28 protein-coding genes are annotated in these 25,892 nt (G+C 38.7%); 22 read left to right on the forward strand and 6 right to left on the reverse strand.

The genetic code is table 11. The features are described 5' to 3' along the window. Positions 1–328 precede the first annotated feature (328 nt). From AC4E8C_RS04295 to AC4E8C_RS04320, 6 genes are all read left to right on the forward strand, one after another. Positions 329–1,405, forward strand: a complete 1,077-nt coding sequence (locus AC4E8C_RS04295; protein ID WP_490210535.1) for a sulfate ABC transporter substrate-binding protein — start codon at positions 329–331, stop codon at positions 1,403–1,405. A gap of 78 nt (positions 1,406–1,483) precedes the next feature. Further along, positions 1,484–2,317 (forward strand): sulfate ABC transporter permease subunit CysT, encoded by an 834-nt coding sequence (gene cysT / locus AC4E8C_RS04300; protein WP_490210536.1) that lies wholly within the window; start codon positions 1,484–1,486, stop codon positions 2,315–2,317. A 190-nt stretch (positions 2,318–2,507) separates the two neighbouring features. After that, positions 2,508–3,395, forward strand: a complete 888-nt coding sequence (cysW, locus tag AC4E8C_RS04305; protein WP_490210538.1) for a sulfate ABC transporter permease subunit CysW — start codon at positions 2,508–2,510, stop codon at positions 3,393–3,395. A 1-nt stretch (position 3,396) separates the two neighbouring features. Further along, entirely contained in the window at positions 3,397–4,467 is a 1,071-nt protein-coding gene (locus tag AC4E8C_RS04310) for a sulfate/molybdate ABC transporter ATP-binding protein (RefSeq protein WP_490210540.1), read from the forward strand. A gap of 152 nt (positions 4,468–4,619) precedes the next feature. Beyond that, positions 4,620–4,901 carry a YggT family protein gene (locus tag AC4E8C_RS04315; protein WP_490210542.1) on the forward strand — a complete coding sequence of 94 codons (282 nt, stop codon included), beginning with the start codon at positions 4,620–4,622 and terminating at the stop codon, positions 4,899–4,901. A 127-nt stretch (positions 4,902–5,028) separates the two neighbouring features. Then, the gene (locus AC4E8C_RS04320; RefSeq protein ID WP_490210544.1) at positions 5,029–6,447 is read left to right on the forward strand and encodes a tetratricopeptide repeat protein; all 1,419 of its coding nucleotides are present in this window, start codon (positions 5,029–5,031) and stop codon (positions 6,445–6,447) included. 64 nt (positions 6,448–6,511) lie between these two features. On the opposite strand, the gene AC4E8C_RS04325 is transcribed toward AC4E8C_RS04320, so the two are convergent. Further along, positions 6,512–7,285, reverse strand: a complete 774-nt coding sequence (locus tag AC4E8C_RS04325; protein WP_490210546.1) for an alpha/beta hydrolase — start codon at positions 7,283–7,285, stop codon at positions 6,512–6,514. A 328-nt stretch (positions 7,286–7,613) separates the two neighbouring features. On the opposite strand from AC4E8C_RS04325, the gene AC4E8C_RS04330 reads away from it, so the two are divergent. The 9 genes from AC4E8C_RS04330 (at position 7,614) to lepB (ending at position 15,297) form a co-directional block, all read left to right on the forward strand. Continuing rightward, positions 7,614–8,651, forward strand: a complete 1,038-nt coding sequence (locus AC4E8C_RS04330) for a GGDEF domain-containing protein (protein WP_490210548.1) — start codon at positions 7,614–7,616, stop codon at positions 8,649–8,651. A 148-nt stretch (positions 8,652–8,799) separates the two neighbouring features. Further along, positions 8,800–9,090: a phospholipase A2 family protein gene (locus AC4E8C_RS04335; protein WP_490210550.1), complete on the forward strand. Its 291-nt coding sequence runs from the start codon at positions 8,800–8,802 to the stop codon at positions 9,088–9,090. Positions 9,091–9,242: 152 nt separating this feature from the next. Next, positions 9,243–10,241, forward strand: coding sequence for a DUF3231 family protein (locus AC4E8C_RS04340; protein ID WP_490210552.1), 999 nt, complete (start codon positions 9,243–9,245; stop codon positions 10,239–10,241). A 100-nt stretch (positions 10,242–10,341) separates the two neighbouring features. After that, the gene (locus AC4E8C_RS04345; RefSeq protein ID WP_490210554.1) at positions 10,342–10,509 is read left to right on the forward strand and encodes a hypothetical protein; all 168 of its coding nucleotides are present in this window, start codon (positions 10,342–10,344) and stop codon (positions 10,507–10,509) included. A 117-nt stretch (positions 10,510–10,626) separates the two neighbouring features. Next, positions 10,627–11,415, forward strand: a complete 789-nt coding sequence (locus tag AC4E8C_RS04350; RefSeq protein WP_490210555.1) for a GNAT family N-acetyltransferase — start codon at positions 10,627–10,629, stop codon at positions 11,413–11,415. A 112-nt stretch (positions 11,416–11,527) separates the two neighbouring features. Beyond that, a complete protein-coding gene (locus tag AC4E8C_RS04355) occupies positions 11,528–11,758 on the forward strand; it encodes a hypothetical protein (protein WP_490210556.1) in 231 nt (76 codons plus the stop codon). A gap of 18 nt (positions 11,759–11,776) precedes the next feature. Beyond that, positions 11,777–12,523, forward strand: coding sequence for a vWA domain-containing protein (locus AC4E8C_RS04360; protein WP_490210557.1), 747 nt, complete (start codon positions 11,777–11,779; stop codon positions 12,521–12,523). A 469-nt stretch (positions 12,524–12,992) separates the two neighbouring features. Next, the gene (locus AC4E8C_RS04365) at positions 12,993–14,627 is read left to right on the forward strand and encodes a M4 family metallopeptidase (RefSeq protein ID WP_490210559.1); all 1,635 of its coding nucleotides are present in this window, start codon (positions 12,993–12,995) and stop codon (positions 14,625–14,627) included. Positions 14,628–14,745: 118 nt separating this feature from the next. Beyond that, complete coding sequence (gene lepB / locus AC4E8C_RS04370) at positions 14,746–15,297, forward strand: signal peptidase I (RefSeq protein ID WP_490210561.1); 552 nt, start codon at positions 14,746–14,748, stop codon at positions 15,295–15,297. A gap of 353 nt (positions 15,298–15,650) precedes the next feature. Here lepB and AC4E8C_RS04375 read toward each other — a convergent pair whose 3' ends face one another. Beyond that, positions 15,651–16,139: a nucleoside deaminase gene (locus tag AC4E8C_RS04375; protein WP_490210563.1), complete on the reverse strand. Its 489-nt coding sequence runs from the start codon at positions 16,137–16,139 to the stop codon at positions 15,651–15,653. A 141-nt stretch (positions 16,140–16,280) separates the two neighbouring features. Between AC4E8C_RS04375 and AC4E8C_RS04380 the strand changes: the two genes are divergently transcribed. The 7 genes from AC4E8C_RS04380 (at position 16,281) to AC4E8C_RS04410 (ending at position 21,965) form a co-directional block, all read left to right on the forward strand. After that, positions 16,281–17,036 (forward strand): nucleoside phosphorylase, encoded by a 756-nt coding sequence (locus AC4E8C_RS04380; RefSeq protein ID WP_490210565.1) that lies wholly within the window; start codon positions 16,281–16,283, stop codon positions 17,034–17,036. Between the two features lie 15 nt (positions 17,037–17,051). Further along, a complete protein-coding gene (locus AC4E8C_RS04385; protein WP_490210567.1) occupies positions 17,052–17,654 on the forward strand; it encodes an ECF transporter S component in 603 nt (200 codons plus the stop codon). A gap of 153 nt (positions 17,655–17,807) precedes the next feature. Continuing rightward, positions 17,808–18,575, forward strand: coding sequence for an energy-coupling factor transporter transmembrane component T family protein (locus AC4E8C_RS04390; RefSeq protein ID WP_490210569.1), 768 nt, complete (start codon positions 17,808–17,810; stop codon positions 18,573–18,575). After that, positions 18,572–19,417: an energy-coupling factor ABC transporter ATP-binding protein gene (locus AC4E8C_RS04395; RefSeq protein ID WP_490210571.1), complete on the forward strand. Its 846-nt coding sequence runs from the start codon at positions 18,572–18,574 to the stop codon at positions 19,415–19,417. Before AC4E8C_RS04390 ends, AC4E8C_RS04395 begins: the two co-directional genes overlap by 4 nt. Further along, entirely contained in the window at positions 19,417–20,202 is a 786-nt protein-coding gene (locus tag AC4E8C_RS04400; protein WP_490212468.1) for an energy-coupling factor ABC transporter ATP-binding protein, read from the forward strand. Before AC4E8C_RS04395 ends, AC4E8C_RS04400 begins: the two co-directional genes overlap by 1 nt. A 151-nt stretch (positions 20,203–20,353) precedes the next feature. Further along, on the forward strand, positions 20,354–21,550 hold the full coding sequence (locus AC4E8C_RS04405; protein ID WP_490210572.1) for a class I SAM-dependent rRNA methyltransferase: 1,197 nt from the start codon (positions 20,354–20,356) through the stop codon (positions 21,548–21,550). 193 nt (positions 21,551–21,743) lie between these two features. Continuing rightward, the gene (locus AC4E8C_RS04410; protein WP_490210574.1) at positions 21,744–21,965 is read left to right on the forward strand and encodes a hypothetical protein; all 222 of its coding nucleotides are present in this window, start codon (positions 21,744–21,746) and stop codon (positions 21,963–21,965) included. Between the two features lie 86 nt (positions 21,966–22,051). Here AC4E8C_RS04410 and AC4E8C_RS04415 read toward each other — a convergent pair whose 3' ends face one another. Genes AC4E8C_RS04415 through AC4E8C_RS04430 form a run of 4 tightly spaced genes read right to left on the reverse strand, consistent with a single transcriptional unit; the run spans position 22,052 to position 25,832 of the window. After that, on the reverse strand, positions 22,052–23,125 hold the full coding sequence (locus AC4E8C_RS04415; protein ID WP_490210576.1) for an ABC transporter substrate-binding protein: 1,074 nt from the start codon (positions 23,123–23,125) through the stop codon (positions 22,052–22,054). Continuing rightward, the gene (locus AC4E8C_RS04420; protein ID WP_490210578.1) at positions 23,122–23,928 is read right to left on the reverse strand and encodes an ABC transporter permease; all 807 of its coding nucleotides are present in this window, start codon (positions 23,926–23,928) and stop codon (positions 23,122–23,124) included. Before AC4E8C_RS04420 ends, AC4E8C_RS04415 begins: the two co-directional genes overlap by 4 nt. Before the next feature lies 1 nt (position 23,929). Then, positions 23,930–24,733 carry an ABC transporter permease gene (locus tag AC4E8C_RS04425; RefSeq protein WP_490210580.1) on the reverse strand — a complete coding sequence of 268 codons (804 nt, stop codon included), beginning with the start codon at positions 24,731–24,733 and terminating at the stop codon, positions 23,930–23,932. Continuing rightward, positions 24,723–25,832 (reverse strand): ABC transporter ATP-binding protein, encoded by a 1,110-nt coding sequence (locus tag AC4E8C_RS04430; protein WP_490210582.1) that lies wholly within the window; start codon positions 25,830–25,832, stop codon positions 24,723–24,725. Before AC4E8C_RS04430 ends, AC4E8C_RS04425 begins: the two co-directional genes overlap by 11 nt. Positions 25,833–25,892: the final 60 nt, after the last annotated feature.

Raw genomic sequence — 25,892 nt, forward strand, 5'->3', positions numbered from 1 at the left:
GCCTTTTTTTTAAAGTTTTCACTAAACGCCTAGCTTAAGTTTTGACTTGGAGAATTGTCTAGCTCCAGCGCCCTAACGGCTAGTGTCCTTCGCTCTCCGCCCTACGATAAGTCAAGCACGAATGCGCCTCCGGCTCTTCGTGTTTCCTTTATCGCGTTTAACGGGCAGTAGATTCTCAACTGCCCGTAAGAACCCGATCGGCTCAACTAACAATCAGCGAGAAAAACGTTCGCTGATTGAAGTTTCACCTTATCTCAGTTGGAGCGCTCCAGGCCATACGCCGCTGACCAGGGCGCTTGCGCTTTTCTTAAAAAAAGGGGGATTTCAAATGAAACATTTATACAAATTTACACTTATACTTACACTTATGATGGTTATTTTAGCAGGATGCAGCTCGGATAAGACAAGTGGACAAAAGTCTAACAAGAATGATAAACAGACGAATCAAGAAACTGCAAAGAAGAAAGAACCAGTTGAATTATTAAATGTGTCGTACGATCCAACCCGTGAGCTCTATGAGGAGTTTAATCAAGAGTTTGCTAAATATTGGGAAGAGGAAGAGGGGCAGAAGGTGACCATCCAGCAATCACACGGCGGTTCTGGGAAACAAGGGCGTGCCGTTATTGATGGACTTGAAGCGGATGTGGTGACGTTGGCATTGGCCTACGACATTGATGAAATTGCCAACCTCGGCGGCTTACTTTCAAAGGATTGGCAAACCAGATTGAAAGACAATTCCACACCTTATACATCTACCATTGTATTTCTAGTCAAAAAAGGAAATCCAAAGGGGATCAAGGATTGGGATGATTTAACGAAAAAAGGCGTTTCCGTTATTACCCCAAACCCGAAGACGTCAGGCGGTGCCAGATGGAATTATCTAGCAGCATGGGCATATGCAAAGGAAAAATTTAATGGTGATGAAGCTAAAATTAAAAAATTCATGGGTGAATTATATGGAAATGTGGAAGTATTAGATTCCGGAGCCCGCGGTGCAACTACTACTTTTGTTGAACGTGGAATTGGCGATGTCTTGATTGCTTGGGAAAATGAGGCTTTCTTGACACTGAATGAATTGGGCAAAGACAAATTTGAAATTGTTGTTCCTTCGATCAGTATTCTTGCGGAACCACCGGTTGCCGTAGTGGATAAAGTGGTTGAGAAAAAGGGAACGAAAAAGGTTGCCGAGGCCTATTTAAACTATTTATATACGGATAAAGGGCAGGAAATTGTGGCGAAAAACTATTATCGACCGCGCAATCAAGCCATTCTAGATAAATATGCAGATGTCTTTCCAAAAATAAATTTAGTAACGATTGATAAGGATTTTGGCGGCTGGAAAAAAGCTCAGGAAACACACTTTAACGACGGCGGTACATTCGATCAAATCTACCAGCCAAAATAAGTTTAGTAAACTATTCACTTGGGCCTTCTAAAAATAATATTGGAGGCCCATGTATTTTCGACGGAAGGGGTCAACCTCATGGCTCGTGTGCAAAGCATGAAAATGAAGAAAATAGGAGTACTGCCAGGCTTTGGGCTTTCGCTAGGATTTACGATGTTTTATATTAGTTTTCTCGTCATTTTGCCTTTATCAATGATCTTTATCAATTCCGTTACGGTAGAATGGTCAAAAATTTGGGCCACGATTTCTGAAGCGCGAGTGGTTGCCTCCTACAACCTGAGTATTGGTGCATCATTTTTTGCGGCTTTGATTAATGTTATTTTTGGGGTGTTACTTGCCTGGGTTTTGGTTCGGTACCGCTTTCCAGGTAAACGAATCATTGATGGTCTCGTCGATTTACCATTCGCCTTGCCAACGGCAATCGCCGGGATTGCCCTAACGACTCTTTATACAGAGAATGGCTGGATTGGCCAGTTTTTGAGCTTTAAAGTAGCATTTACCCCACTGGGAATAACAATGGCCTTAACCTTTATCGGGCTGCCATTTGTGGTTAGAACGGTCCAGCCTGTTTTGCAAAATGTAGATAAAGAAATCGAGGAAGCATCCGCAAGTTTAGGGGCCAACCGCCTTCAGACGTTTGTAAAAGTCATCTTTCCAGAGCTGCTGCCTGCAGCGCTGACGGGCTTTGCACTGGCATTTGCACGAGCCTTAGGAGAGTATGGGTCGGTAGTGTTCATTGCTGGAAATATGCCGATGAAGACGGAAATTACCCCATTGTTAATCATGACAAAACTGGAACAATATGATTATGCGGGCGCAACCGCAATTGCAGCTGTTATGCTCATTTTTTCCTTTATTTTGCTATTAGTTATTAATCTATTGCAATGGTGGACGAACCGGAAATTCATATAAATATATCGGATTTTTAGATCCGCAAATAAACTGGGTCTATTCGCAAATAAACCTCTCGAATTCACAAATAAAACGGGTCTATTCGCAAATAAACCTTCCAAGTTCGCAAATAAACTAGCAAAATTCCTATATAAAACAGCGTTAAAGCATGTTTTCCAAGTAAGTATTAAAATCTTTTAGGGGGTTCATTATGGCAGGACAAGTTTCACTGCAATATTCAAGTACACCAGTACAGGATTCCACCCAAGATGCTGAACCACGGTGGATTCGCTACACGCTGATTACTGTTGCACTACTATTTTTATGTTTGTTTTTGGTTCTACCACTAGCAGCTATATTTATAAAAGCATTTGAAAAAGGAAGCAGTGTTTTCTTAGCGGCCATCAGCAGTCCTGATGCTGTATCGGCCATAAAGCTTACGGTGATCGTTGCCCTCATAACCGTTCCGCTTAATGCTATTTTTGGTGTTGCCGCGGCATGGGCAGTGACCAAATTCAATTTTAAAGGAAAAAGCCTGCTGATTACGATTATTGATTTACCATTTGCCATTTCTCCTGTCATCGCCGGGCTTGTGTTTGTTTTATTATTTAGCTCGCACGGCTTATTTGGTCCTTGGTTACAAGCCCATGATATAAAAATTATCTTTGCGGTCCCGGGCATTGTTTTGGCCACCTTATTAATCACGCTGCCCTTTGTAGCGCGGGAATTAATACCTTTAATGCAGACACAGGGGACAACCGATGAAGAAGCTTCCATGACGCTGGGGGCGAGCGGGTGGAAGACATTTTTATTGGTGACGTTGCCAAATATTAAATGGGGCTTACTCTATGGCGTCATTTTGTGTACGGCGCGAACCATCGGAGAATTTGGGGCTGTATCTGTTGTCTCTGGCCATATCCGCGGCTTAACAAATACGATGCCACTTCATATTGAAATTTTATACAACGAATATCAATTTTCAGCGGCCTTCGCTGTTGCATCCTTAATGTCGATGTTCGCCATCATCACCTTAATTGTGAAAAACGTAATTGAATGGAAAGCAAAAAAATCCATGTTACCAGAAGAAGGAGCTTCCTAAGATGAGTATTCAAATAAGAGACATCTCAAAATCGTTTGGGACTTTTAAAGCCCTTGATCAAATTAATATCGATATTCAAACGGGTGAATTGGTCGCCCTTCTTGGCCCTTCGGGATCGGGGAAAACCTCACTCTTAAGGATTATCGCAGGACTAGAAAGTGCAAATGAGGGTGTTATTCTTTTTGGTGAAGAAGATATGACCTATATCAGTACAAAGGAACGGAAAGTAGGATTCGTATTTCAGCATTATGCTTTATTTCGGCATATGACTGTGTTTGATAACATTGCCTATGGGTTAAAGGTTCGTCCGCGAAAAAGCAGACCGTCCAAAAAGGAAATTTCAGATAAGGTCCTTGAGTTATTAAAATTAGTTAAATTAGAGGCATTCGCCAATCGCTATCCATCACATTTATCAGGAGGACAACGCCAGCGGGTAGCCCTGGCAAGAGCATTAGCCGTTGAGCCTAAAGTCCTTTTGTTAGATGAACCGTTTGGTGCATTAGATGCGAAGGTGCGAAAAGATCTGCGCAGATGGCTTAGAAGGCTGCATCATGATTACCAGATTACAAGTATTTTTGTGACCCATGACCAGGAGGAGGCACTTGATGTTGCTGATCGGATTGTCGTGATGAACGAAGGTAGGATTGAACAGATTGGGACGCCTGAAGAAGTCTATGAACATCCTAATAGCCCTTTTGTTTATCACTTTCTAGGAGATGTGAATTTATTTAAGGGCCGCCTGCATCATGGGAAACTGAACCATGGAAATTTTGAAATCGATGCACCTGAATACGAAGAAACCGTCAATAGTGAAGCAGTAGGTTATGTGAGGCCCCATGATATAAGTATTGAACGAGAAACGAGCCCAGATTCAGTTTTGGCAAAGATTAACCATATTCATCTAGTTGGGGCAGTTGTCCAATTGGAACTTATTCGAACAGATACGGGAGACTTTCTAGAAGCCGAAGTAACGAAAGAACACTTTCGCAGCCTGAATTTACAAACAGGAGAGGAAGTGTTTGTTAAACCGAAGCAATTAAAAGTGTTTATTCCAGAGGATTATTCAATCTAAAACAATAGATATTTTTTAGATCCTTACTTCAATTGAAGTAAGGTTTTTTTATAAAAAAGTATTAAATTTTGAAACTTTATTAAGATCGTCACGTATATGTATATAAGTGACAAACTCTTGTGCAAAAATCTTAATAGAGGATGATATAAACATTGGGTGCAAATATTTTACAAATTGGACAATATATTTTTGATATTTATTATTGGTTAATATTAATATCCATTTTCGGTTCTTGGTTTCCCCAATTCAATTCAACGAAAATTGGCATGTGGATTGGGAAGCTAGTAGACCCATATTTAGCGATCTTTAGAAAATTTATACCGCCTCTGGGGATGATTGACTTTTCTCCAATCATAGGTCTATTTGTTTATCGATTTATAAGTGGATTTGCTCTTCAAGGTCTTCGGCAAATTGTCATTATGACCGGTATATAAGACATTTAAGTAAAATATGTTCCATGGGAGTCTAGGGCCAGCATAGGTCCTGCACTCCTTTTTTTGTTTTATGGTATAATAAAGGAAGAATAGTCATATCAAAGTATGATGATAGGGGGCAAAATTGATGGATAAACAAATGAGCATGCCTACTGAAATTTCCATTAAAGATAAGAAGCAGAACGAAAAGGGGACCATCACTCGTGCAGCAGTCTATGCAAGAAGCAAGGTACTCGAGGTGTCCACTGCAAATAACGAGAGATACTATCTGATTTATTATAAAAATTCCCTTATTTATGGTGCAAAACTTAATCAGGTAGAAGAAGGTACCTTTATTCATAAGGCATTCCATGAAGGTATTGTTATCCCATCTCCACATCCGCTCGTACCGGCTTTAATCCCCCATAAATCGATTACGATTCCAATTAAGAATAAACTTTTCTCGCAGCTACAACTCCATTTTACGTTACAAGAAGTGGCCTACATTGCTACAACCTTAGACTCGTTTTTTGAGAAAGAACAGCTTATCAAGATTATCGACAAGGTCTTTTACCACTTTAGAAGAAGCGGTAAATTTATGAAGTCCTTTCAAATCATTCAACTATTACACGAATTTTCACCTTCCTTAAAATCTGCAAAAGAACGTTTGGATTCACACGAATTCACTACTTACCACGATTTTTACCATTCTGCTGATTTACCATCCATTTTAAAAAAGGATCCACTTTTTGTCGAAATACACTGTTTTAAAAATCGATCATGTCCCGAAGAAGGGGAGTTCTTAGATAAAATCTTAACTGAACAAGATCGCTTAGGTACTTTATTGCTCTGGCTGGAAAATTCGAACCGCCAGCAAGATGCTAGAGCCATTCAAAGGTTTACAGAGATTGCCTTGGGTTTTGTTACGATGGAAGAATGGATTCTAATCTTAGGTCAAGTCGATATTAATCCATTTCGGGTGTTGCCTGATGCCAAATCTACTTTGGAAAAAATGCTGCAAAAAGGAAATCATGAGAAAGCTGCCACCTGTTTGTTCCGTTTTGCTAAGGATTTGCCGTCGTCCTTTGATTCTATCCTCGAAACAATCTGGGAAAATTCGGATGCTAATTTTGTCCTGGCACATTTGGATGAATTTGTTCCATTTCTACAACATTCGACGTACACTGACAGGACGAAGCCATTAGATGAGAAAATTACTCAGCTGGCCGTGAAGCTGCTTGAGGAGCATGAACTTCCATATGTGGAAGAAAAGCTGTTGCCCATTCAAGACCTCTTTCCACAATCTGAAGTCATCCATAAAATAAAGAACATGACTGCACTAGTAGAGGACCCTGATCGAATGATGGAACTGGGGGATTTATACGCTGAATTTAAACAATATGATAAAGCTATTGATTGTTTTTCTTGGGAAATGGAACTTCAACCACAAAATCCGTCTCCTGTGAGGAAAATTAGTAAAATGTATCAATCTAAAGGATTGACTAAGGAAGCAGCGGCCTATCAAAAAATACTTACACATTTAAACACAAATCAAGAAACAGGTTGAGATGCAAATGAAAAAAGATGTCAGGCACCATATTGGTGCCTGACACCTTTTTTCTGTTATGCACCTACTTTATATCTGAAAAAAGATAGTTCAACATTTCTGGAATTCTTTTTCTGAAGTAAGTATAGGCATGTTCAGCATTTTCAATGAGCTGAAAGTGCAGGTTTGCCGTTTTGCTATTCAATATTTCTACCACTCGATCAGTCAAGTTAAGAAAAACCTGATTCATTTCCTCATCCGAGCCGACTTCTTTCGTACCCAAATCCATATAAAATTTCTCAATTGTGGACAAGTCTGAAGTTCTTAATAAATCCTCGATTTCCTCTTGATTACGATAAAATCCCGGTGAAAGAACCGCAATTCGTTTAAATAGGTTTGGATACTGGCAGGCAGCATAAGTGGAAATTAGACCGCCTAGTGAAATCCCTGCCATCGACGTATGGTTTTTAATTGTACGATATTGATTGTCAACTAGAGGTTTAAGTTCATTGACGATAAAGTTTAGATATTCCTCACCTCTTCCACCAATAAGAATAACCTTGCCTGATATTTGATTGCCTATTGTTCCTTGTACCCACGGACAGTATTCGTTGATGCGTTCTTCTGGGTTTTGGTCAATCCCAACGACTATGATGTCTAAACCACTTTTGCTTAAGTAATCTTTCATACCTAAAGAAACCCCATTAATAGCTCCTTCATCTTCAAATACATTTTGGCCATCATGCATATATAAGACAGGATAGTGTTTATTAGTTTGATGGTAAGTTTCTGGCAGATAGACGCGAATGGTTCTTTCTTGCTCAAAGGAAGACATATAAACAGGGAATTGTTCTAACATGATTGTTCACCCTCATTTCAAATGATCTGGTTTACTAATTTACCATAATTTACATTTAATTAATTATTTTTCTATCATACCATTACACCTGCAGGCATATAACAAAAATTGGACAAAAATACTATATTTTTAAAGCCGAAAAGCTATATAAAAAACTTACTTTATCATTTAAAATAATGATGGAAGAATACTAATTTTTAAATTGACGCTCCATATCTGAGGGGTGAATAAGTCCACATCGATGTGGGCTTTTCTAGTATGTATTGGTTTTTTAAGGATTCAAGCGGAACTAATCACAGTTGATTAGTCGGGGAGATGATTATCCAAAATGCGTAAACAATTCGAATCACTTGCTGATCTAAAGAGAAGCGTCTATCTTTGGATTATTCCATTTATATTTATCGCATTAATCTTAAATACACTCATGCAAAATATTGAGGCCGAAAATAAACTTACTTTTATTATAAATAACACAATGACAGTCTTGTTAGGAATAAGTTGGATTTCTTTATATAAAAAACGGTTTGTTCGTTTTATTGAGTATGCTAATTTAGTAGTCATCAGCATTTACCATCTCACTACCTTTTTTGATGTGGTTCACCATTATTTGGTGCCTATTGGCGGTTCCTTAGGTGATTTTATTGTCTGGATGCCAATTTATATCGTGTTTATTTTCTTAACACTTGGTATTAGGACAGGTCTCATGTTCTCCATTGGGATCTTTGTCATTACGGTCATCGATGGAGTTATGAACATGAAAGGGCTTTCTACGGAATCAATGGATTCATTATTCCAGTACTATTTTGCTAATCTTATCTATATTATTGTCCTGTATTATGCACAGCATATGTTTAAAGCATATGCCAGAGCAGAATTGTTTAAAAAACATGCGTATTTAGATGCACTAACGGGAATTCCTAACCGTCATAAAATTGATGAATGGCTGGATAAAAAGTTGAGGGATTCCCAAAAAATAAAGGCAGGTTTTTCGATTATTTTTTTCGACATAGACCATTTTAAAAAGATTAATGATTTATTCGGACATAAAACTGGCGACTCTGTGTTAATAGAGTTAGCTGAATTAATTCAAAAAAACCTGGCTATAGGGGACCTTTTCGGGCGATGGGGAGGAGAAGAATTTATTATCATCCCGAAAGCTGCTGGTGAAGGTGCTATTAGACTTGCAGAAGAGTTAAGAAAAGTAGTGGAAGAACATGAATTTGGAAATGTGGGCAGATTAACCGCAAGTTTTGGAGTAGCGGATTCAAAGCCGGAAGATGATATTGATTCCATCTTGAATAGGGTGGATGAAGGACTATATCAATCAAAAAATTACGGAAGAAATAAGGTTAGTTGTGTTTATTAAATAAACAGGTCCTATTCAATAGAATAGGGCCCATTTTATTATAGAATACCTTTCTAAGTTGGGGGTATTGCTATTTCAAATTATGATCATAAGCATATTTTAGTAGTAGACAAGCTTTAGCTAATATATCTATTTAGGAGGTTTTGGTTTGGAAAGAAGACGGAGAAGAGGTTTTTGTATTTTTCCAGGATACAGATGGTGTGGACCAGGCTGCAGTGGACCTGGGGCACCCATTAATGATGTAGATGCCTGCTGCATGAAGCATGACCGCTGTCTTAGCCGGGGAGGATCACCTTGCCAGTGTGATGAAGAATTTATGAATTGCCTCCATACAAAAAGGCATCGGAATTCGGACAAAGGAAGAAAAGCTGCATTGATGCATGATTTTATGAAGGTTAAGACAGCTTTTACTTGTGGCGGGAGGAAGAGATTCCTTTAAATAGTATAGTGCGAAACGATTCATTAAGCGGCTGTCAGTAAGACCGCCGTTTTTTATTATTTGTTAAAATTTTTCCAGGTTATTATACTTTTTCCCTTAACGTAAATACTATTCCAAAGTAGGATGGAAGAATTAAGGGGGAATTGTTTTATATGGAGGATAAAATTAAAATTCAATTAACATCTGCAGAAATGTCTTGCTTATGGGCTCAATATTTGAATGATACATTTGCCGTGTGTGTAAATTCGTATTTTTTAAAAAAGGTTGAAGATGAAGAGGTGCGTCCTATTATTGAATTTACTTTGGAAACGGCAAAAGGGAATGTTTCAATAATGGAAGATATGTTTATAAAACAAGATTTCCCCATTCCTGTTGGATTCACCGATGAAGATGTAGATCCTAACGCACCAAAACTCTTTTCGGATACCTTTATCTTGATGTTCTTAAGGCATATGTCAATCATGGCGATGGCAGCAAGTAGTGCTGCTTTAGGGTTGGCCACACGTCCAGACGTTGTTGATTTTTATAAACGGGTATTAACTGCATCAGTTAAGCTTCAGGATTTGACAAGAGAGTTAATGCTAAAGCAAGGTACCTACGTTAAACCCCCATATATCTCTATTCCTGACAAAGTAGAATTTGTAGAGACGCAACATTTTTTAGCTGGTTTTTTCGGAAAACAGCGTATGCTTAGTTCTGTGGAAATCACGCATTTATTTTTAAATATCCAAACAAATGCAATTGGGAAGGCATTATTAACAGGCTACGCCCAAACTACTAAAGATGAAGAAGTGAAGGAATACTTGTTAAGGGGAATGAGAATTTCTCAAGATCATATGGACATTTTTAGTGGAATTCTTAAAAAAAACGACCTGTCTGCTCCGATGAGTTGGGATTCTGCTGTTTCTGGCTCTATGACCAAGATCTTTTCCGATAAGCTTATCATGTTTAATATTTCAGCGATGATTGCAGCTGGAGTCGGTAATTACGGGATGGCAATGGCAGCGAGTCCTAGAAGGGATATTGGAATGAAATATGCTTCATTAATTCCGGAAATTTCTTTGTATGCGGAAGCCGGTGCAAAAATAATGATTAAGCACGGTTGGTTAGAAGAACCCCCGTTAGCAGATGACCGCAGTCAGTTAATTTAATGCTAAGAAATTTATTTATAAGAACAAGGCAATTGCTTTGAAAAATGAGTTACTAACGGTGAATATAGAGCTATAGTCATTTTTCAAAGGGGAGAATATCATGAAATTCATTTATTGGGTGCTTAAATTTGTCTGGCTTTTGCTCATTCTATTCATTGGAAATGTATACTTGAGCGGTCTTGGTATGTGGTCTGTGGTTATAGGAATTGTCTTATTTTTATTGGGGAACACGTTAATTAATAAAAGTATGGAACGTTATATTAATTAGAAGGTAACACCGCGTGAGATGCGGTGTTTTTTTGTACAGGTATTATGGAATATTATGGTACAATTTTAGACATATAATGAGATACAGATTTCGTTTACTTTTAAGGGGGAAAAAAGAGTGAATCTACTACAAAAGGTCTTGGAGCTGGATCTTGCATACCTTGACACCTTTACAAACCGGCTAGATAAATCTTGGGGATATCTTTTTTACAATGTGCTTCAACCAACCTATTACGATGCCAATCATGCCCATATCGTGGATGTACCCCTAAACCCTAGGGCAGTAATTGATGAGGTGGTTGAATTTTATAAAGAAAAGAACCTTACGCCACGTTTTTATATTTACAATCTTGAAAAACAGTCAGCCTTCATTAAGGAGCTAACTTCTTATCCGTTTCATTTTGAGGAATTAGTCAGTCCTATTCAACGCTGGAATCAAGAAATCAAGGACCATCTAAAAAATGATCGGGTAACAATTGAAAAGGTGACAGAGGAAAATTTTAATGAAGCATTGGAAATCGAATGCAGCATTAAGGAGTTTGGCGGTAAAGAGGTGCGGGAAAAGGCTTTCCCTGTTGAATTTAACCAACCTGCTTTCACTTTTTATCTCTTAAGGTATGATGGAATCGCCTGCGCGACTGCCTGTTTGTTCGAGCAGAATGACCAAGTACGAATGGAAAGTGTTGCAACAAAAGAGGAGTACCGTGGAAAAGGGCTGATTGGTGAACTAATTTATTTTCTGCAGGCAGAGGTAAAAAATAGAGGAAAGGAAAATCTGTGGGTTTTTCCTATCAATGAGAAAATCGAAAAGGTTTATGCAAAATATGGGTTTGATACAGCTGGTAAATTTATAACAGGTCATGCTTATTTAAATGGAAAAGGCATTAAAGAGATTCAAGGCGTTTAAGACTCTAAGAATTTGCATCTATAAAAATTCAAAAGTAATGGGGTAGAAGGGGGTAGTTCCTTACTTTTCTAGAATACCCTGTAGTATAAACTAATAAAGCAGGTGTTTTAAGATGGAAAAAATCCATGAAACACAACCAACTGAGACGATTCATAATCCTGAAAGTGATCAACTATATACGCCAATTGAAAATCTGCAAAGAATTGAAGGCGGCGGAGTTTATAAAAGAAATAGCTTGAAATTAAAAACCTTGCCAAAGGGAATTCGGTATATTGGTTATTTCATTATTGGATTTGCAGCTAGTTCTATTATTTTTATGATCATTATGAATATGTTTTTTTAACTTGTAGGAGGAGTTTAAATGGCGACAATCGATTTACAAAAAAAGAGCGTAAAAATTGTATTAGAGAAAAAGAATATTGAAACAGTAAAGGCTAGAGTAGGACTTGTTCTAGATATTACTGGGTCAATGAGAACTTTATACAACAATGGAACAGTCCAAAAGGTAGTTGAACGTATTTTGGCGATTGCGTCTCAGTTTGATGATGACGGTGTTTTGGATGTATGGGTCTATGACAATGAATTTTCAAGGTTAAAGCCTGTTAGCGAGAGGGATTTTGAGGGCTATGTAAATCGGATTATTCTAGATGACGAGTTGGTACATAAATTTGGCAGAAATGATGAACCGCCTGTGATGAAGGATGTATTAAAAAAGTATCTTGAAGAGGACATAAGTGATGATCCCGCTTATATTGTTTTTATCAATGATGGAGGCTGTAAGAAAACAATTAAGCCAATTATTGAAAGCTCCTCAAAATACCCAGTATTTTGGCAGTTCGTAGGAATTGGCAATGCAAACTTTGAGTTTCTGAAGAAATTAGACACATTAGAAGGAAGAGTTGTAGATAATGCAAACTTCCTACATATTGAAGAGATTGACAAAATTTCTGATGACCAGCTTTATGATTCACTGTTAAACGAATTTCCAAGTTGGTTAAAGGATGCACGGCAAAAAGGGATTGTTAAATCAAGAGAAATTGAAAAACAACCCAATCCTAAGCCAGAACCTAAGAAGCAAGGATTACTGGGTAAACTTTTTGGAAGATAAAACAGCACGGCCCTTAGTTTCAACCTATGATCATAGCAAATATAGTATTTTTCCTACCACATTTATCGTTGATGTGGTATTTTTTTTGGATAAATAAAACCTTTCACACAGCTAAAGTAAATGGACATCCATTTGAATGGGTTTAATTCAGAATTTGTTGCAAATTAATATACCTACTTACTCCCCCCGTAATAACTGAATAGAGTGCAGAATTGAGCCCACACTATTCATGAAAAAGGCTATATTTAAAATAATTTATACGATTTGAACTTTAAACCTAAAAATATAATTTTTTTATTTTTCCCAATGCCTTGGTTGAATCTAGCATTGGAATTTTTAATAGAAGGGTTTTATAGCCATGGATGATGTCACTCAATCCATCACTTTTTTCCCAATTATGTAGATGAAACTGCTATGATATGATAATTTTGAAAATTGCAATAAAAACATATCTTTAGGAGGCGGTTAAATGAAGAAGAGAACGTCATTCTTGTTGGCTTTGGGATTAACAGTGGGATCTGTGTTACCTATTTCGGCAGCGGCACAAACAATTCCGTATAACGTGACGGTCACAAAGGATGCGAAGCAGTTTGGAAAGAATGCAAAAGTAAATTGGAAAAAGGGACAAGAAGTTCCATCATTTGTTCACGGAACATTATCAACAAAGGCACTTAAAGACAAAGCGGCTATTAAGCAATTTTTAAAAGAAAATAAAGACCTCTATCAACTAGATACAGATAAAGATTTAACCTTGATCTCAGTAGAGAAGGACGAGCTGGGCAACACGCACTATAACTTTGTCCAATCCATACAGGGAGTACCTTTGGATGGAGCTAGATTTAAAGTCCATACTGATAAAAATGGAATCGTTACCGCCATTAATGGTGATGTGTTCCCAGAGGCATCTTCTTATTTCAAAGGAAAGTTAAAAGCTGAGCTGGCTAAAGATGCTGCACTTGAAAATGCATGGCAGTCTATCAAACTAACAAAAGCAGAAACGGAAACCAATGCTGAAGCGGGGCCTGATGGTAAGAAGGTGGAAGATACAGTTGAAAAGGCTGAACTAGTTGTTTATAAGAAGGCGAATGATTTTTACCTTGCTTATAAGACAAACCTGCAATTTATTCAGCCATATCCAGCAAACTGGGTCGTCTATGTAGATGCAGTTAATGGTAATATCATAGATTCCTATAATGCTGTCAATGATGCAGGAACTGGGGTTGGCGTTCTAGGAGATACGAAAACGTTGAACACCTATTATTCAAGCGGTACATATTATTTGTATGATACCACTAAGCCAATGAATGGGGTAATTGAAACATTAACAGCGAAAAACTTATCACGTTTGCCTGGCAGCTATTCGGTTGATCCAGATAATAATTTTAACGCAACCTCTCAGCGTGCGGATGTAGATGCTCACTACTATGCGGGTGTGGTTTACGATTATTATAAAAATACGTTTAATAGGAACAGCTTTGATGGTAATGGGGCCACCTTGCGTTCAACCGTACATTATGGAAGAAATTATAATAATGCTTTCTGGAATGGTTCACAGATGGTCTATGGTGACGGGGATGGGACAACATTTAGATCATTATCGGGAGGGCTTGATGTTATCGCCCATGAATTAACGCATGCAGTGACGGAGAGAACAGCTGGGTTAGCATATCAAAATCAATCTGGTGCACTCAATGAGTCCATTTCAGATACATTTGGTGTATTCCTTGATAAGGCTGATTACTTAATCGGTGAGGATGTATATACCCCGAATAAAGCAGGCGATGCTCTCCGCAGTTTATCTAACCCAACTCTTTATGGACAGCCAGAACATATGAGTAACTATGTTAATACTACTTCTGATAATGGCGGTGTCCATACTAATAGTGGTATTCCGAATAAGGCTGCTTACTTAACGATTTCAAAGCTGGGTACAGCTGTAGCAGAGAAAATCTACTACCGAGCATTAACCGTTTACCTTTCTCCATATAGTAACTTCAGCGATGCCCGCGCTTCCCTGTTAGCAGCAGCGGCAGACCTATACGGCACAGGCAGTACACAATACAATGCAGTGGCATCTGCCTGGACACAAGTCGGAGTTAACTAATTAAGAAAGTAAGCCATCACATTGTGAAGGCTTACTTTTTTTTACCTTAGTTCCTTTATCAGGATATTCATTAAAGGTCTTATGGCTTTTTTATAGAATATTAATAGAATGAAAGGAGATGAAACAAATGGGACGTTCAAATGCGAAAGGGGAGGTTCTTAGCTGGGCGAAGACAATTTTAATCGCAGCGGGAATTGCCGTCATCGTGCATACATTTTTATTTGCTCCCTATTTAGTGGAAGGTGCATCAATGGAACCCACCTTACATAATCAAGAGAAAATTTTTGTCAAAAAAATCAATTATTCTACCAGTTTTACCAGAGGAGATATTGTGATCATCAATGGGAAAACAGAGAAATATGTGAAAAGAATTATTGGGACTCCAGGAGATAAGATTGAAATGAAGGATGATCAATTATTAATAAATGGAAAACCCTATAAAGAAGTTTATTTATCGAACAATCGAAAGGAAGCCCAATTAATGGGAAGTAAGTTAACGGGTGATTTCGGTCCCATTATGGTTCCGGCTAAACATTATTTTGTGATGGGGGATAATCGCCTAAAAAGTATGGATAGCCGTAATGGTTTAGGCTTTATCAAGCAATCAGACCTTGTGGGCAAAAGTGAATTTGTTATCTTTCCATTCACCAATATTAGAAATGTGGAGTAAGTTGTAGAAGGGCAAGCCCCTTCTTTTTTATTGTCTGGACAAAAAAATAGATTGGTGTCAGCACCAATCCAAAATGGGAAGTTTTAAGAAATGAGCTCTTCGAACCATTTCTTAATTAAGTTACCTTTATCATAAAGAAAACTTATGTAGAACTTAAGGGGGAGTTATGTGGATGTTGTGAAGATGGTTGTTTGAAAACAAAAAAAAGACTGGTGAGATCACCAATCAAATTATGGGAAGTTTTAAGAAATGAGCTCTTCGAACCATTTCCTAATTAAGATACCTTTATCATAAAGAAAACTTGTGTAGAACTTAAGGGGGAGTTATGTGGAAGTTATGAAGATTTTACTCATTTATGAGGGCCGGCGGCCATTTAAAACAACTTCTGCCATAAAGGGTGAGTAGGTCTTCAATAGTTGTGTAGATTCTTCAGCTAACACTCCGCCTAGGTAATGATGTAATCGTTTCTTAATATAGTGGTTATGATCAATAAAACGTGCCATTTCCATATACTTATCCTCTACTGAAAAAACGACATTGCGTATATTTGCCAACACAATCGTTGTTAAACACATCATGCATGGTTCAACGGTCGTATAAAGAATACATTCACGGGAATGTTTTCGTAAATAGGATGCACATTGATTCATTGCGTTAATTTCTGCATGGGCAAGCTCGCTGTCCATGGAATTGATCCGATTTGATCCACGAGCTATTATGGTCCCGTTGTGAACAATAACCGCTCCAATTGGACGGTCTCCCCGTTTCCCTGCTTCTTCTGCTTCCTTTAATGCCTCTTTCATAAAAAAATTATGATTGTAATCATCAAAATTGGATACCATTAAAAATTCTCCTTGTTTATTTTTACTATTAAACTATCAGATATTTATAAATATTGTTAGTGATACTTTAGTCAAAATAGTGAACATATTCAAATAGTTTGCTAAAATTGTAATATATGGGAAATAGGGAGGAGTGCAAAAATGGAACATCATACATTACAACCACATATTAGAATAGGAAACGAACATAACGTGCACTATGCATTATTGCCTGGAGACCCAGCCCGTGTCGGAGTGGTGGCCCAATATTTAGAGCAACCTGAGGAACTTGCCTATAATCGTGAATACAGAACAATCAGTGGTGTATATAAAGGAGTTCCTATTTTAGTTACCTCAACCGGGATTGGCGGAGTGTCAGCTGGAATCGCCATTGAGGAGCTAAAAAATATTGGCGTTAATGTGATGATTCGAATAGGAAGCAGCGGGGCATTGCAGCCGCAGTTACGTCTGGGTGACCTGGTTATTGCAGCGGGCGCTGTGAGAAATGATGGAGCTTCTTATGCTTATATAAATAAGGCCTATCCGGCAATACCTGATACAGAATTGTTATTTCAAGTTATCGAGGCAGCCAAAAAGAATCAAGCAAGATATTACACAGGTATTGTCAGATGTCATGACAGCTTTTATACTGATAAAGAACAAACAATTGACCAATACTGGTCAGATAAGGGGATTCTTGCTTCTGATATGGAAACGGCAGCCCTATTTGTAATTGGTGGATTACGTGGGATTAAGACCGCGTCCATTCTCAATGTGGTAGTAGAAAAAGAGGGAGATCTCGAAGGGGGAATCAATGATTATATTGATGAGAAAAACAGGAGCAAACAGGGAGAAGAGCTAGAAATTCTTACGGCACTTGAAGCCATTATTTCCTATGATTCTATTATAAAAAAGTAAGAGGGGGTCTTTTCATTGAAAAAGCAAAGCATGTGGTCGTTACGATTAACAACTGCCTCACTAGTTCTTATTCCGGTGGCTGTAGGTGTCAACTATATCGGTAAAACCATCGCAGCCTTATTAAAGCTTCCGCTATGGTTAGATTCAATCGGAACTGTATTAGCTGCCATGTTGGGCGGCCCAATTGTCGGTGCGTTAGCTGGAGCAATCAATAATATTATTTATGGTTTTACTGATCCTATTTCATTCGTATATGCGATTACAAGTGTAGCCATTGGCCTAGCAGTCGGAATTTTATTTTTCAAAGGCTATATTTCTAGCTGGGGAAAAGCAGTGGCTGCCGGATTAATCATTGGTTTGGTGGCTACGATTGTTTCGACACCGCTCAATATTGGTTTCTGGGGAGGTCAAACCGGAAATGTTTGGGGAGATGCATTATTTGCTTTTGTTCTAGCAAACACTGACTCTACCTGGCTCGCCTCGCTTCTAGATGAACTAGTCGTTGATGTACCAGATAAATTATTAGTAGTGTTAATCAGTTTTGGTATTTTTAAAGGATTACCGCGAAATGTTGTGCAATTATATAATAACAATGAAAAGATCGAGACGTTGGATTAACCCTTTTTAGGGAAGTTGGGCGGAGTTATGCCAACATGAGATGAGCCTTTTATTGTGATCTAGGGGCTTCCATCCATGAGTGGTTAGGCTTCGCCTTTTCACTAATGCTAGTGAAACTTAAATTTGTTAAAAAAAGAGAGCTGGTGAAGCTTTTTGAAATCGATTAGCTTGTTTGTGGACAGGGATTCAATTATTCATGAGATTGATCCGATCACCAAACTTCTATACATTCTGTTTGCCTTATTGATTCCGATTATTCTGCCATCATTTACATTCTCTTTTATATGTGTGGGAATTAGTATTGTTTTGCTAATCGCAGCAAAGGTTATTCGAAAAACCATTCCTGTGTTTACTTTTGTGTTCCTTGTGTTAATCACGGTAGTCATTATCCAAGGTTTGTTTAGACCAGATAATGAGACGATGCTTTTTCGAATAGGTCCCATTGCCATGTATCAAGAAGGACTATTATTTGCATTGAGAATTACCCTTAGAGTCATCAATATTGTTAGTTCTTTTATGATTTTGATTCTGACCACGAAACCATCAGAGCTTGTTGAGGCTCTGGTTCGAAAAGGAATGTCACCAAGAATCGGCTATGTTATTGTCTCTGTTTTTCAAATTATCCCTGAAATGATGGCAAGCATGGGGACTATCATGGATGCGCAGCGGGCCAGAGGGATGGAGACGGAAGGGAATTTACTCATCCGGATAAAGGCTTTCTTACCCTTGTTAGGACCTGTTGTACTTGGTTCGCTGATTAACACGAAGGAACGGGCAATGGCATTAGAAGTGAGGGGATTTAACTCTCGTGTCCCGAAAACCTATTTATATGAAGAAAAAACCTACACCCACAGCAGGCTGGTGCAATCCGTACTCTTCTTGCTGCTAGTGGCTGCCTTAGCTTGGAGGATATTCGGATGAGTAAAATTATGGTGGATGGCCTTAAGTACAAATACCCATTATCTGATACACTTGCTCTTGATAATCTTTCATTTCAGGTGAAGGAAGGCGAGTTTGTTGGGATTATTGGTCAAAATTCAGCAGGGAAATCAACCTTGTGCCAGGCACTCGTCGGACTTGTTCCGCATTTTTATAAAGGGGCCTATGGCGGGAAAGTAATCATTGATGGATTGGAAGTCAAAAATCAAACGATTGCAGACATGTCTCTAAAGGTGGGAATGGTCTTTCAAAATCCTTTTACACAGGTGACGGGCTCTAAACTGACCGTGTATGAGGAGATTGCCTTTGGTCTGGAGAACATCGGAATTCCGCGTACTGAAATAGTTGAACGGATTGATTATGTGCTCGATTTGTTAAACATTGAGGAGGTTAAGGACCATAACCCATTTGCCTTATCCGGCGGGCAAATGCAGCGGATGGCTATAGCGAGTATCATTGCCATGAAACCTGACATTCTTGTGTTAGATGAGCCTACCTCTCAGCTGGATCCGGCTGGCTCAGAAGAAGTGTTTCAGGCCATCCAAAACTTGAGTAAACAGGGAACAACGATTATTCTTGCGGAACACAAGATGGAAAAAATCGCTCAGTATTGTGATCGAGTCATCCTGCTGAACGAGGGGAAAATGGTGGATTTTAATACACCTGGGAAAGTTTTTTCCAGAGAAGACCTTGAGGAATATGGAGTGGCTGCACCTGTGTACACGCTGGTATGTAAAGCCCTAGGAGTGAAAAGGACGGGGACTGATGAGTATCCAGTTACATTAGCAGATGCAGAGCAAGCTTTAAGGGGGCGGATCGGATGATGATGAACGTATCCAATCTATCTTTTTCCTATAAGAAAGGAGTTCCCGTTCTTTCTAAGGTCAACTTGGAGTTGGACCACCGTTCAACTGCGATTATCGGGCAAAACGGTGCAGGAAAGACAACCTTTGTTAAGTTGTTGAAGGGTTTATTAAAAGCTGATGAGGGCGAAATTATTATTCAGAATATCAATGTGAAAAATGCTACCGCTGCAGAACTAGCTAAAACCATTGGCCTTGTTTTCCAAAATCCAAATGATCAGATTTTCAAACGGACCGTGTTAGAAGAAGTCATGTTTGGCCCGCTTAATATAGGAATGGATAAGCATCAGTCAAAGGACCATGCTGTTCAAGCTTTAGCGATGATCGACTTAAATGACAAATTGGATGTCAATCCACATGATTTGAGTTTATCGGAAAAGAAGCTCCTATGCATTGCAGCGGTTGTGGCAATGGATCCGGAAATTATCATTTTGGATGAGCCGACGATTGCACAAGATCAAGCCGGAAAGAAAAAAATCCGTGACATCATTAGCGCATTAAAGGAAAAAGGGAAGCTCGTCATGACGATTATTCATGATATGGACTTTGTCGCTGAAAACTTTGAACGAACGATTGTGTTCAATGAGGGTCAAGTCCTATTAGACGGCGAGACAAGATTCGTTTTTTCTCAAAAAGAACTGCTGAGAAAAGCCCATGTGGAACCGCCAGGCATTACACAATTGGCGGAAAGTCTAAGGTTTAAGGACACCGTGTTAACGGTAGAGGAGTTTATTAAAATGAAATAAAGCATTAGCCCGCTGCTTCTTTAGCAGCGGGTTTTGCTTTAGGACCGTTGTGATCAGTGGTATGATAACATTATTGCTATCTAAGTTGATTTGCAAGACAAGAAATTGTCTACAATACGAGTAGGATTATAAAAAATGATGGGATGAAAAGATGAATAAAGAAGTCAGTTTAAAGGTGAAAGCAAAGTATGTAAATAAGATAAAAAGCGGTTACCCACTCATTACTAAGGATGAAATGGTTAATGGGGATCTCCTCGTAGAAGAGGGTTCCATTGTGAAGTTAATCGACGATAAAAATAGATTTATTGCCAAAGGTTATTATGGAAAGCAAAATAAGGGGCTCGGCTGGGTTCTGAGTAGACAAGAGCATGCCTCTATTGATCAAGGCTTTTTTGAAAATAAGCTGAAGGAAGCGATTAACGCTCGAGCGTCATTTTTTAATAGTACAGAAACAAATGCCTTCCGGGTCTTTAATGGTGAAGGCGATGGAATTGGGGGATTGACGATAGATTACTTTGATGGATTCTATTTGCTAACCTGGTATAGCAGGGGAATTTATCATTTTCGGGAAAATATCATTCAGGCTTTAAAGGAATTGGTTGACTTTAAAGGAATCTATCAGAAAAAGCGTTTTGATGAAAAAGGTCAGTATATCGAGGAAGATGACTTCGTCGCAGGTGAAAGAGGGCAATTCCCGCTGGTCGTTAAAGAAAATAACGTTAACTTTGCCATCTATTTGAATGAAAGTGCCATGGTTGGGGTGTTTTTGGACCAGCGTAATGTAAGAAGCCGGATTCGAGATGTGTATGCGAGTGGCAAGACCGTATTAAATACCTTCTCTTATACGGGAGCTTTTTCTGTATTTGCAGCCTTAGGGGGTGCAAAGAAAACGACAAGTGTAGATCTCGCGAATCGAAGTCGAAGTAAGACGATGGAGCAGTTTGCTGTAAATGATATTGACTCTGAATCACAAAGCATTATTGTTGAGGACGTTTTTAACTATTTTAAATATGCGGTCAGAAAGCAGCTAAAGTTTGATATGGTTATTCTCGATCCGCCAAGCTTTGCACGGTCAAAGAAATTTGTCTTTAGTGCTGAAAAGGATTATAAAAATCTTCTCGCTGAAGCGATTGCCATTACAGAGGACAACGGAATCATCGTTGCTTCAACAAACAGCAGTGCTTTTGGAATGGAGAAATTCAAGAGCTTTATTGATACTGCCTTTAAGGAAACAGGGAGACGGTACAAATTATTGGAGGAATTTTCCCTTCCCTCCGATTTCAAAACCATCAAAGAATTCCCAGAAGGCAACTACCTAAAAGTCGTATTTATAAAGAAAATGAAGTAAGAGTGGGTGTCAGGCACCATGTGAGGAGTTCACATGGTGCCTGACACCTTTTTTAGCATTAATCAGTTGTGTTTATTGGAATATGACATATAATAGAATTATAAAGTTCACATAATTGTCATAATTACACTTGAAAGTGTTGTAAGGTGATCTATAAACATATTAGCTGCAAATTATTAGGAGGGGAAAGGTCATGATTAAGGCAGGAGTGGCAGGAGTAGTTGGTTTTATTCTAATTTTTATAGAATCAATGATCGTGATGAAGTTAAAAGGATATGAAACAATTGAATTTGGCGGAATAGCTCCTTTCATTAATGTTTGGGCCATGAATTTCTTCTTTGTATTTGCTATTCTTACGCAAGTTACAAATTGGATTGTCAATAAAGCCGAATTACGAGAAGATAAAAGCTTTTAATAATCGATAAAAGAAGAAACGAGGATATTCCATACCAATGTATTAAACCCATTGGTAATGGATATCCTCGTTTTTTTACATGCAGTTTATTTTCTATGCATCTTAAATTGCAAAAATAATTCATTGTAATAGGAAAGGTTCTTCTTACCAAGGTTTTCATATACTTCGAGTTTTTCTGTTAACTCAGGTGATGGATAAAACCTTTCATCCTGAACGATTTCTTTCGGCATATGTGTAAGGGCCTGCTTATTAGGTGTAGAATAACCAACATACTCAGTATTTTGTGCAGCCACTTTCGGATCGAGCATAAAATTAATAAATTGATGGGCCGCGTCGATGTGTTTGGCGGTTTTAGGAATGACCATGTTATCAAACCAAAGATTAGATCCTTCCTTAGGTACTACATAATCTAAGTTTTCATTTTCCGCCATTATTTCTGATGCGTCTCCAGACCATACCAATCCAACGGAGGCCTCTTCATTGGCAAGAAGCATCTTGATTTCATCACCGACAATTGCTTTCACATTCGGTGTAAGGGTATCGAGTTTTTTCTTGGCAGCAAGTAAATGGTCTTTGTTTGTATCGTTAAGCGAGTAGCCTAGGCTATTCAGCCCCATCCCCATGACTTCTCTGGCCCCATCGATTAATAAAATTTCATTTTGTAAATCAGAATCCCATAGATCGTTCCAGCTTGTGATTTTTTTTCCATTCAGCATTTTGGGGTTATAGACAATGCCGACAGTTCCCCAAAAATACGGCACGGAGTACTTGTTATTAGGATCAAAGGGGAGGTTCATAAAACGCTTATCAATATACTTTAAGTTCGGCAGTTTCGAATGATCTAAGGGAATCAATAAATCCTCGTGGCGCATTTTGTCAATCATATATTCAGACGGGACAGCAATATCATAGGTTGTGCCGCCTTGTTCAATCTTGGTCAACATGGCCTCATTGGAATCGAAGGTTTCATAAATAACCTTAATCCCCGTCTTTTTTTCAAACTGTTTTATGAGGTCTTCATCAATATAATCGCCCCAGTTATAAATCGTTAGTGTCTTACCATCAGAATAGCCTTGTGACATATTTAGTCTGTTAAGAGTAAATAAAAGGATAGCAGAGGCGATGGCAATCATGAGGAAAAAACGAACAAGCTTATTCATCGTTTTTGAACCCCCATTCCACTAACCTTATTTCTTTGGGTAATAAAGTAATAAATCACGACGAGCAGCAGGGTAAAGAGAAACAGCAAGGCAGACAAGGCATTAATATTCAAGGAAATGCCTCGGCGGGCTAATGAGTAGATTTCAACGGAAAGGGTAGAGAACCCATTACCGGTTACAAAAAAGGTAACAGCAAAATCATCAAATGAGTAGGTTAATGCCATGAAAAAGCCTGCCATAATCCCCGGGGTGATAAAGGGAATAATCACCTTTGTCAATACGTTCCACCGACTTGCTCCGAGATCGTGTGCCGCGTCAATTAAGGTGGGACTCATTTCCATCAATTTCGGCAAAACCATTAGAACAACAATTGGAATGCTAAAAGCAATATGTGATAACAATACTGAATAGAATCCAAGCTTGATCCCGGCCATCGTAAACAAAATCAAAAAGGAAGCCCCGATAATGACATCTGGACTGACAATGAGCACATTGTTTAATGACAATAAGGAATTCTTTGTTCGTGCTTTTTTTGCCTGATGAATTGCTAATGCACCAAGAACACCAATGATGGTAGAGACAAGGGCCGATAATAAAGCAACTACTACTGTATTTAAGACAATAATCAATAGCCTTGTATCCTGAAAAAGTTCCCGGTACCAATCGAATGAAAACCCTTCAAAGTTATACATCGTATCGCCGCTATTAAATGAGAAGAAGACAAGAAAGAAAATAGGTGCATACAGGATAAAAAAGATAACTATTAAAAATAGCTTGGATAAGGGCGTGATTTTTGTATCCATATTACGCACCTCGCTTTCGAGTATTTGTGACTACCATAATGAAAATCATGATGATAATTAAAAAGACCGCAATTGTTGAACCCATGCCCCAGTCCTGTGTCACTAGGAAATGCTGCTCAATTGAGGTTCCCAGTGTAATAACCCGGTTGCCGGCAATCAAACGGGTCAGCATGAACAAGGATAACGCGGGAATAAACACCACTTGGCAGCCAGATTTTACCCCATCGATTGTTAAGGGGAAAATAACCCGCCGAAACGTCGTCCACTTAGAAGCCCCAAGGTCATTGGCGGCATCTAATAGCGTAGGGTTTAACTCATTTAAGGAATTGAAAATGGGTAATATCATAAATGGTATAAAGATATAAACCGATACAAAAATAAAACTAAAATCCGTAAATAAGATTTGCTGCTGGCCAATCCCAATCATTTTTAAAAAGCCATTTGCCAGCCCATATGTTCCGAAAATGCCAAGAAAAGCATAGGCCTTTAACAATAAATTGATCCAGGATGGAACAATGATTAATAACAGCCATAATTGCTTATGCTTTGTTTTTGTTAATAAATAGGCTGTAGGATAGGCGATCAACAAAGAGATCGCTGTAATTAAAAATGCATACCAAAAGGAACTGAAGGTCATCTTCAGGTAAACAGGGGTAAAAAACTTTTGGTAATTAACAAGTGAGACATTTCCTTCAATATCAAAAAAAGAATAATAGAGTACAAGAACAATTGGTGCAATAACGAATAGCGCAATCCAAAGGTAGTATGGAAGCTTATAAAGATTTCGACTGAGTTTATTTTCCATCTGATTCCACATCCGTATAAGCTTCTAAGCGGCGGTCAAATTCTTCTTCCGTTTCCCCATGCCGCATGACATGAATCGCTTCTGGGTCAAAGTAAAGTCCAATTTTCTCGCCTACGGTTGCCTTTTTGGTGGAATGGACGAGCCATTCGTTGCCGTCTTGATCATAACCGGAAATCTCGTAATGGACACCACGGAATAACTGAGAATCAACACGAACTTGCAGTTTCCCACGGTCCAAACCTGTAATTTCCAAATCCTCGGGCCGAATGACAATTTCAACTGCCTCATTTGAGTTCAATCCTTGGTCCACACATTCAAATCTTTTTCCGACAAACTCGACAAGATAATCCTCAATCATTCTGCCGTTTACAATATTAGATTCACCAATAAAGTCAGCTACAAAGCGATTGATTGGTTCATCATAAATATCAATGGGTGTGCCGCTTTGTTGGATTTTTCCTTTATTGATGACGAAGATTTCATCTGACATAGCCAGCGCCTCTTCTTGGTCGTGGGTGACAAAAATAAAAGTGATTCCTAAACGCCGCTGGAGCTCACGCAATTCATATTGCATCTCGGTTCGAAGTTTTAAATCCAGTGCTGATAAGGGTTCATCAAGCAAGATCACTTCGGGTTCATTGACAATGGCACGGGCAATGGCCACACGTTGACGCTGTCCGCCAGACATTTCCCGGATTTCACGGGTTTCATAGCCTGTTAAATTAACAAAGCTGAGAGCTTCCTTCACCTTCCGCTCAATCTCACCGTTTTTCATTTTTTTAATGCGTAACCCGAAAGCCACATTCTCAAATACGTTTAAATGAGGAAACAGGGCATAATCCTGAAATACCGTGTTGACTTGGCGTTTATTCGCAGGAACCTGATTAATCTTCTTTCCATTAAAAATAATGCTGCCTTCAGAGGCTTCAGTAAAACCAGCAATTAAACGTAAAATCGTAGTCTTCCCACACCCTGAGGGGCCAAGCAGTGTATAAAATTTGCCCTTTTCAATCTCAAAACTTACATCTTTGAGAATGGGCGGATCGTTATCATATTGTTTCGTTACATTAATAAATTGAATAATAGCATTGTTCTCCATTTGTACCTCCTTAAGTGCGTTAAAACCATAATGTCCCATGCGGAAACATTATACAGGAAG

The organism is Neobacillus sp. SRL179, from assembly GCF_984799095.1.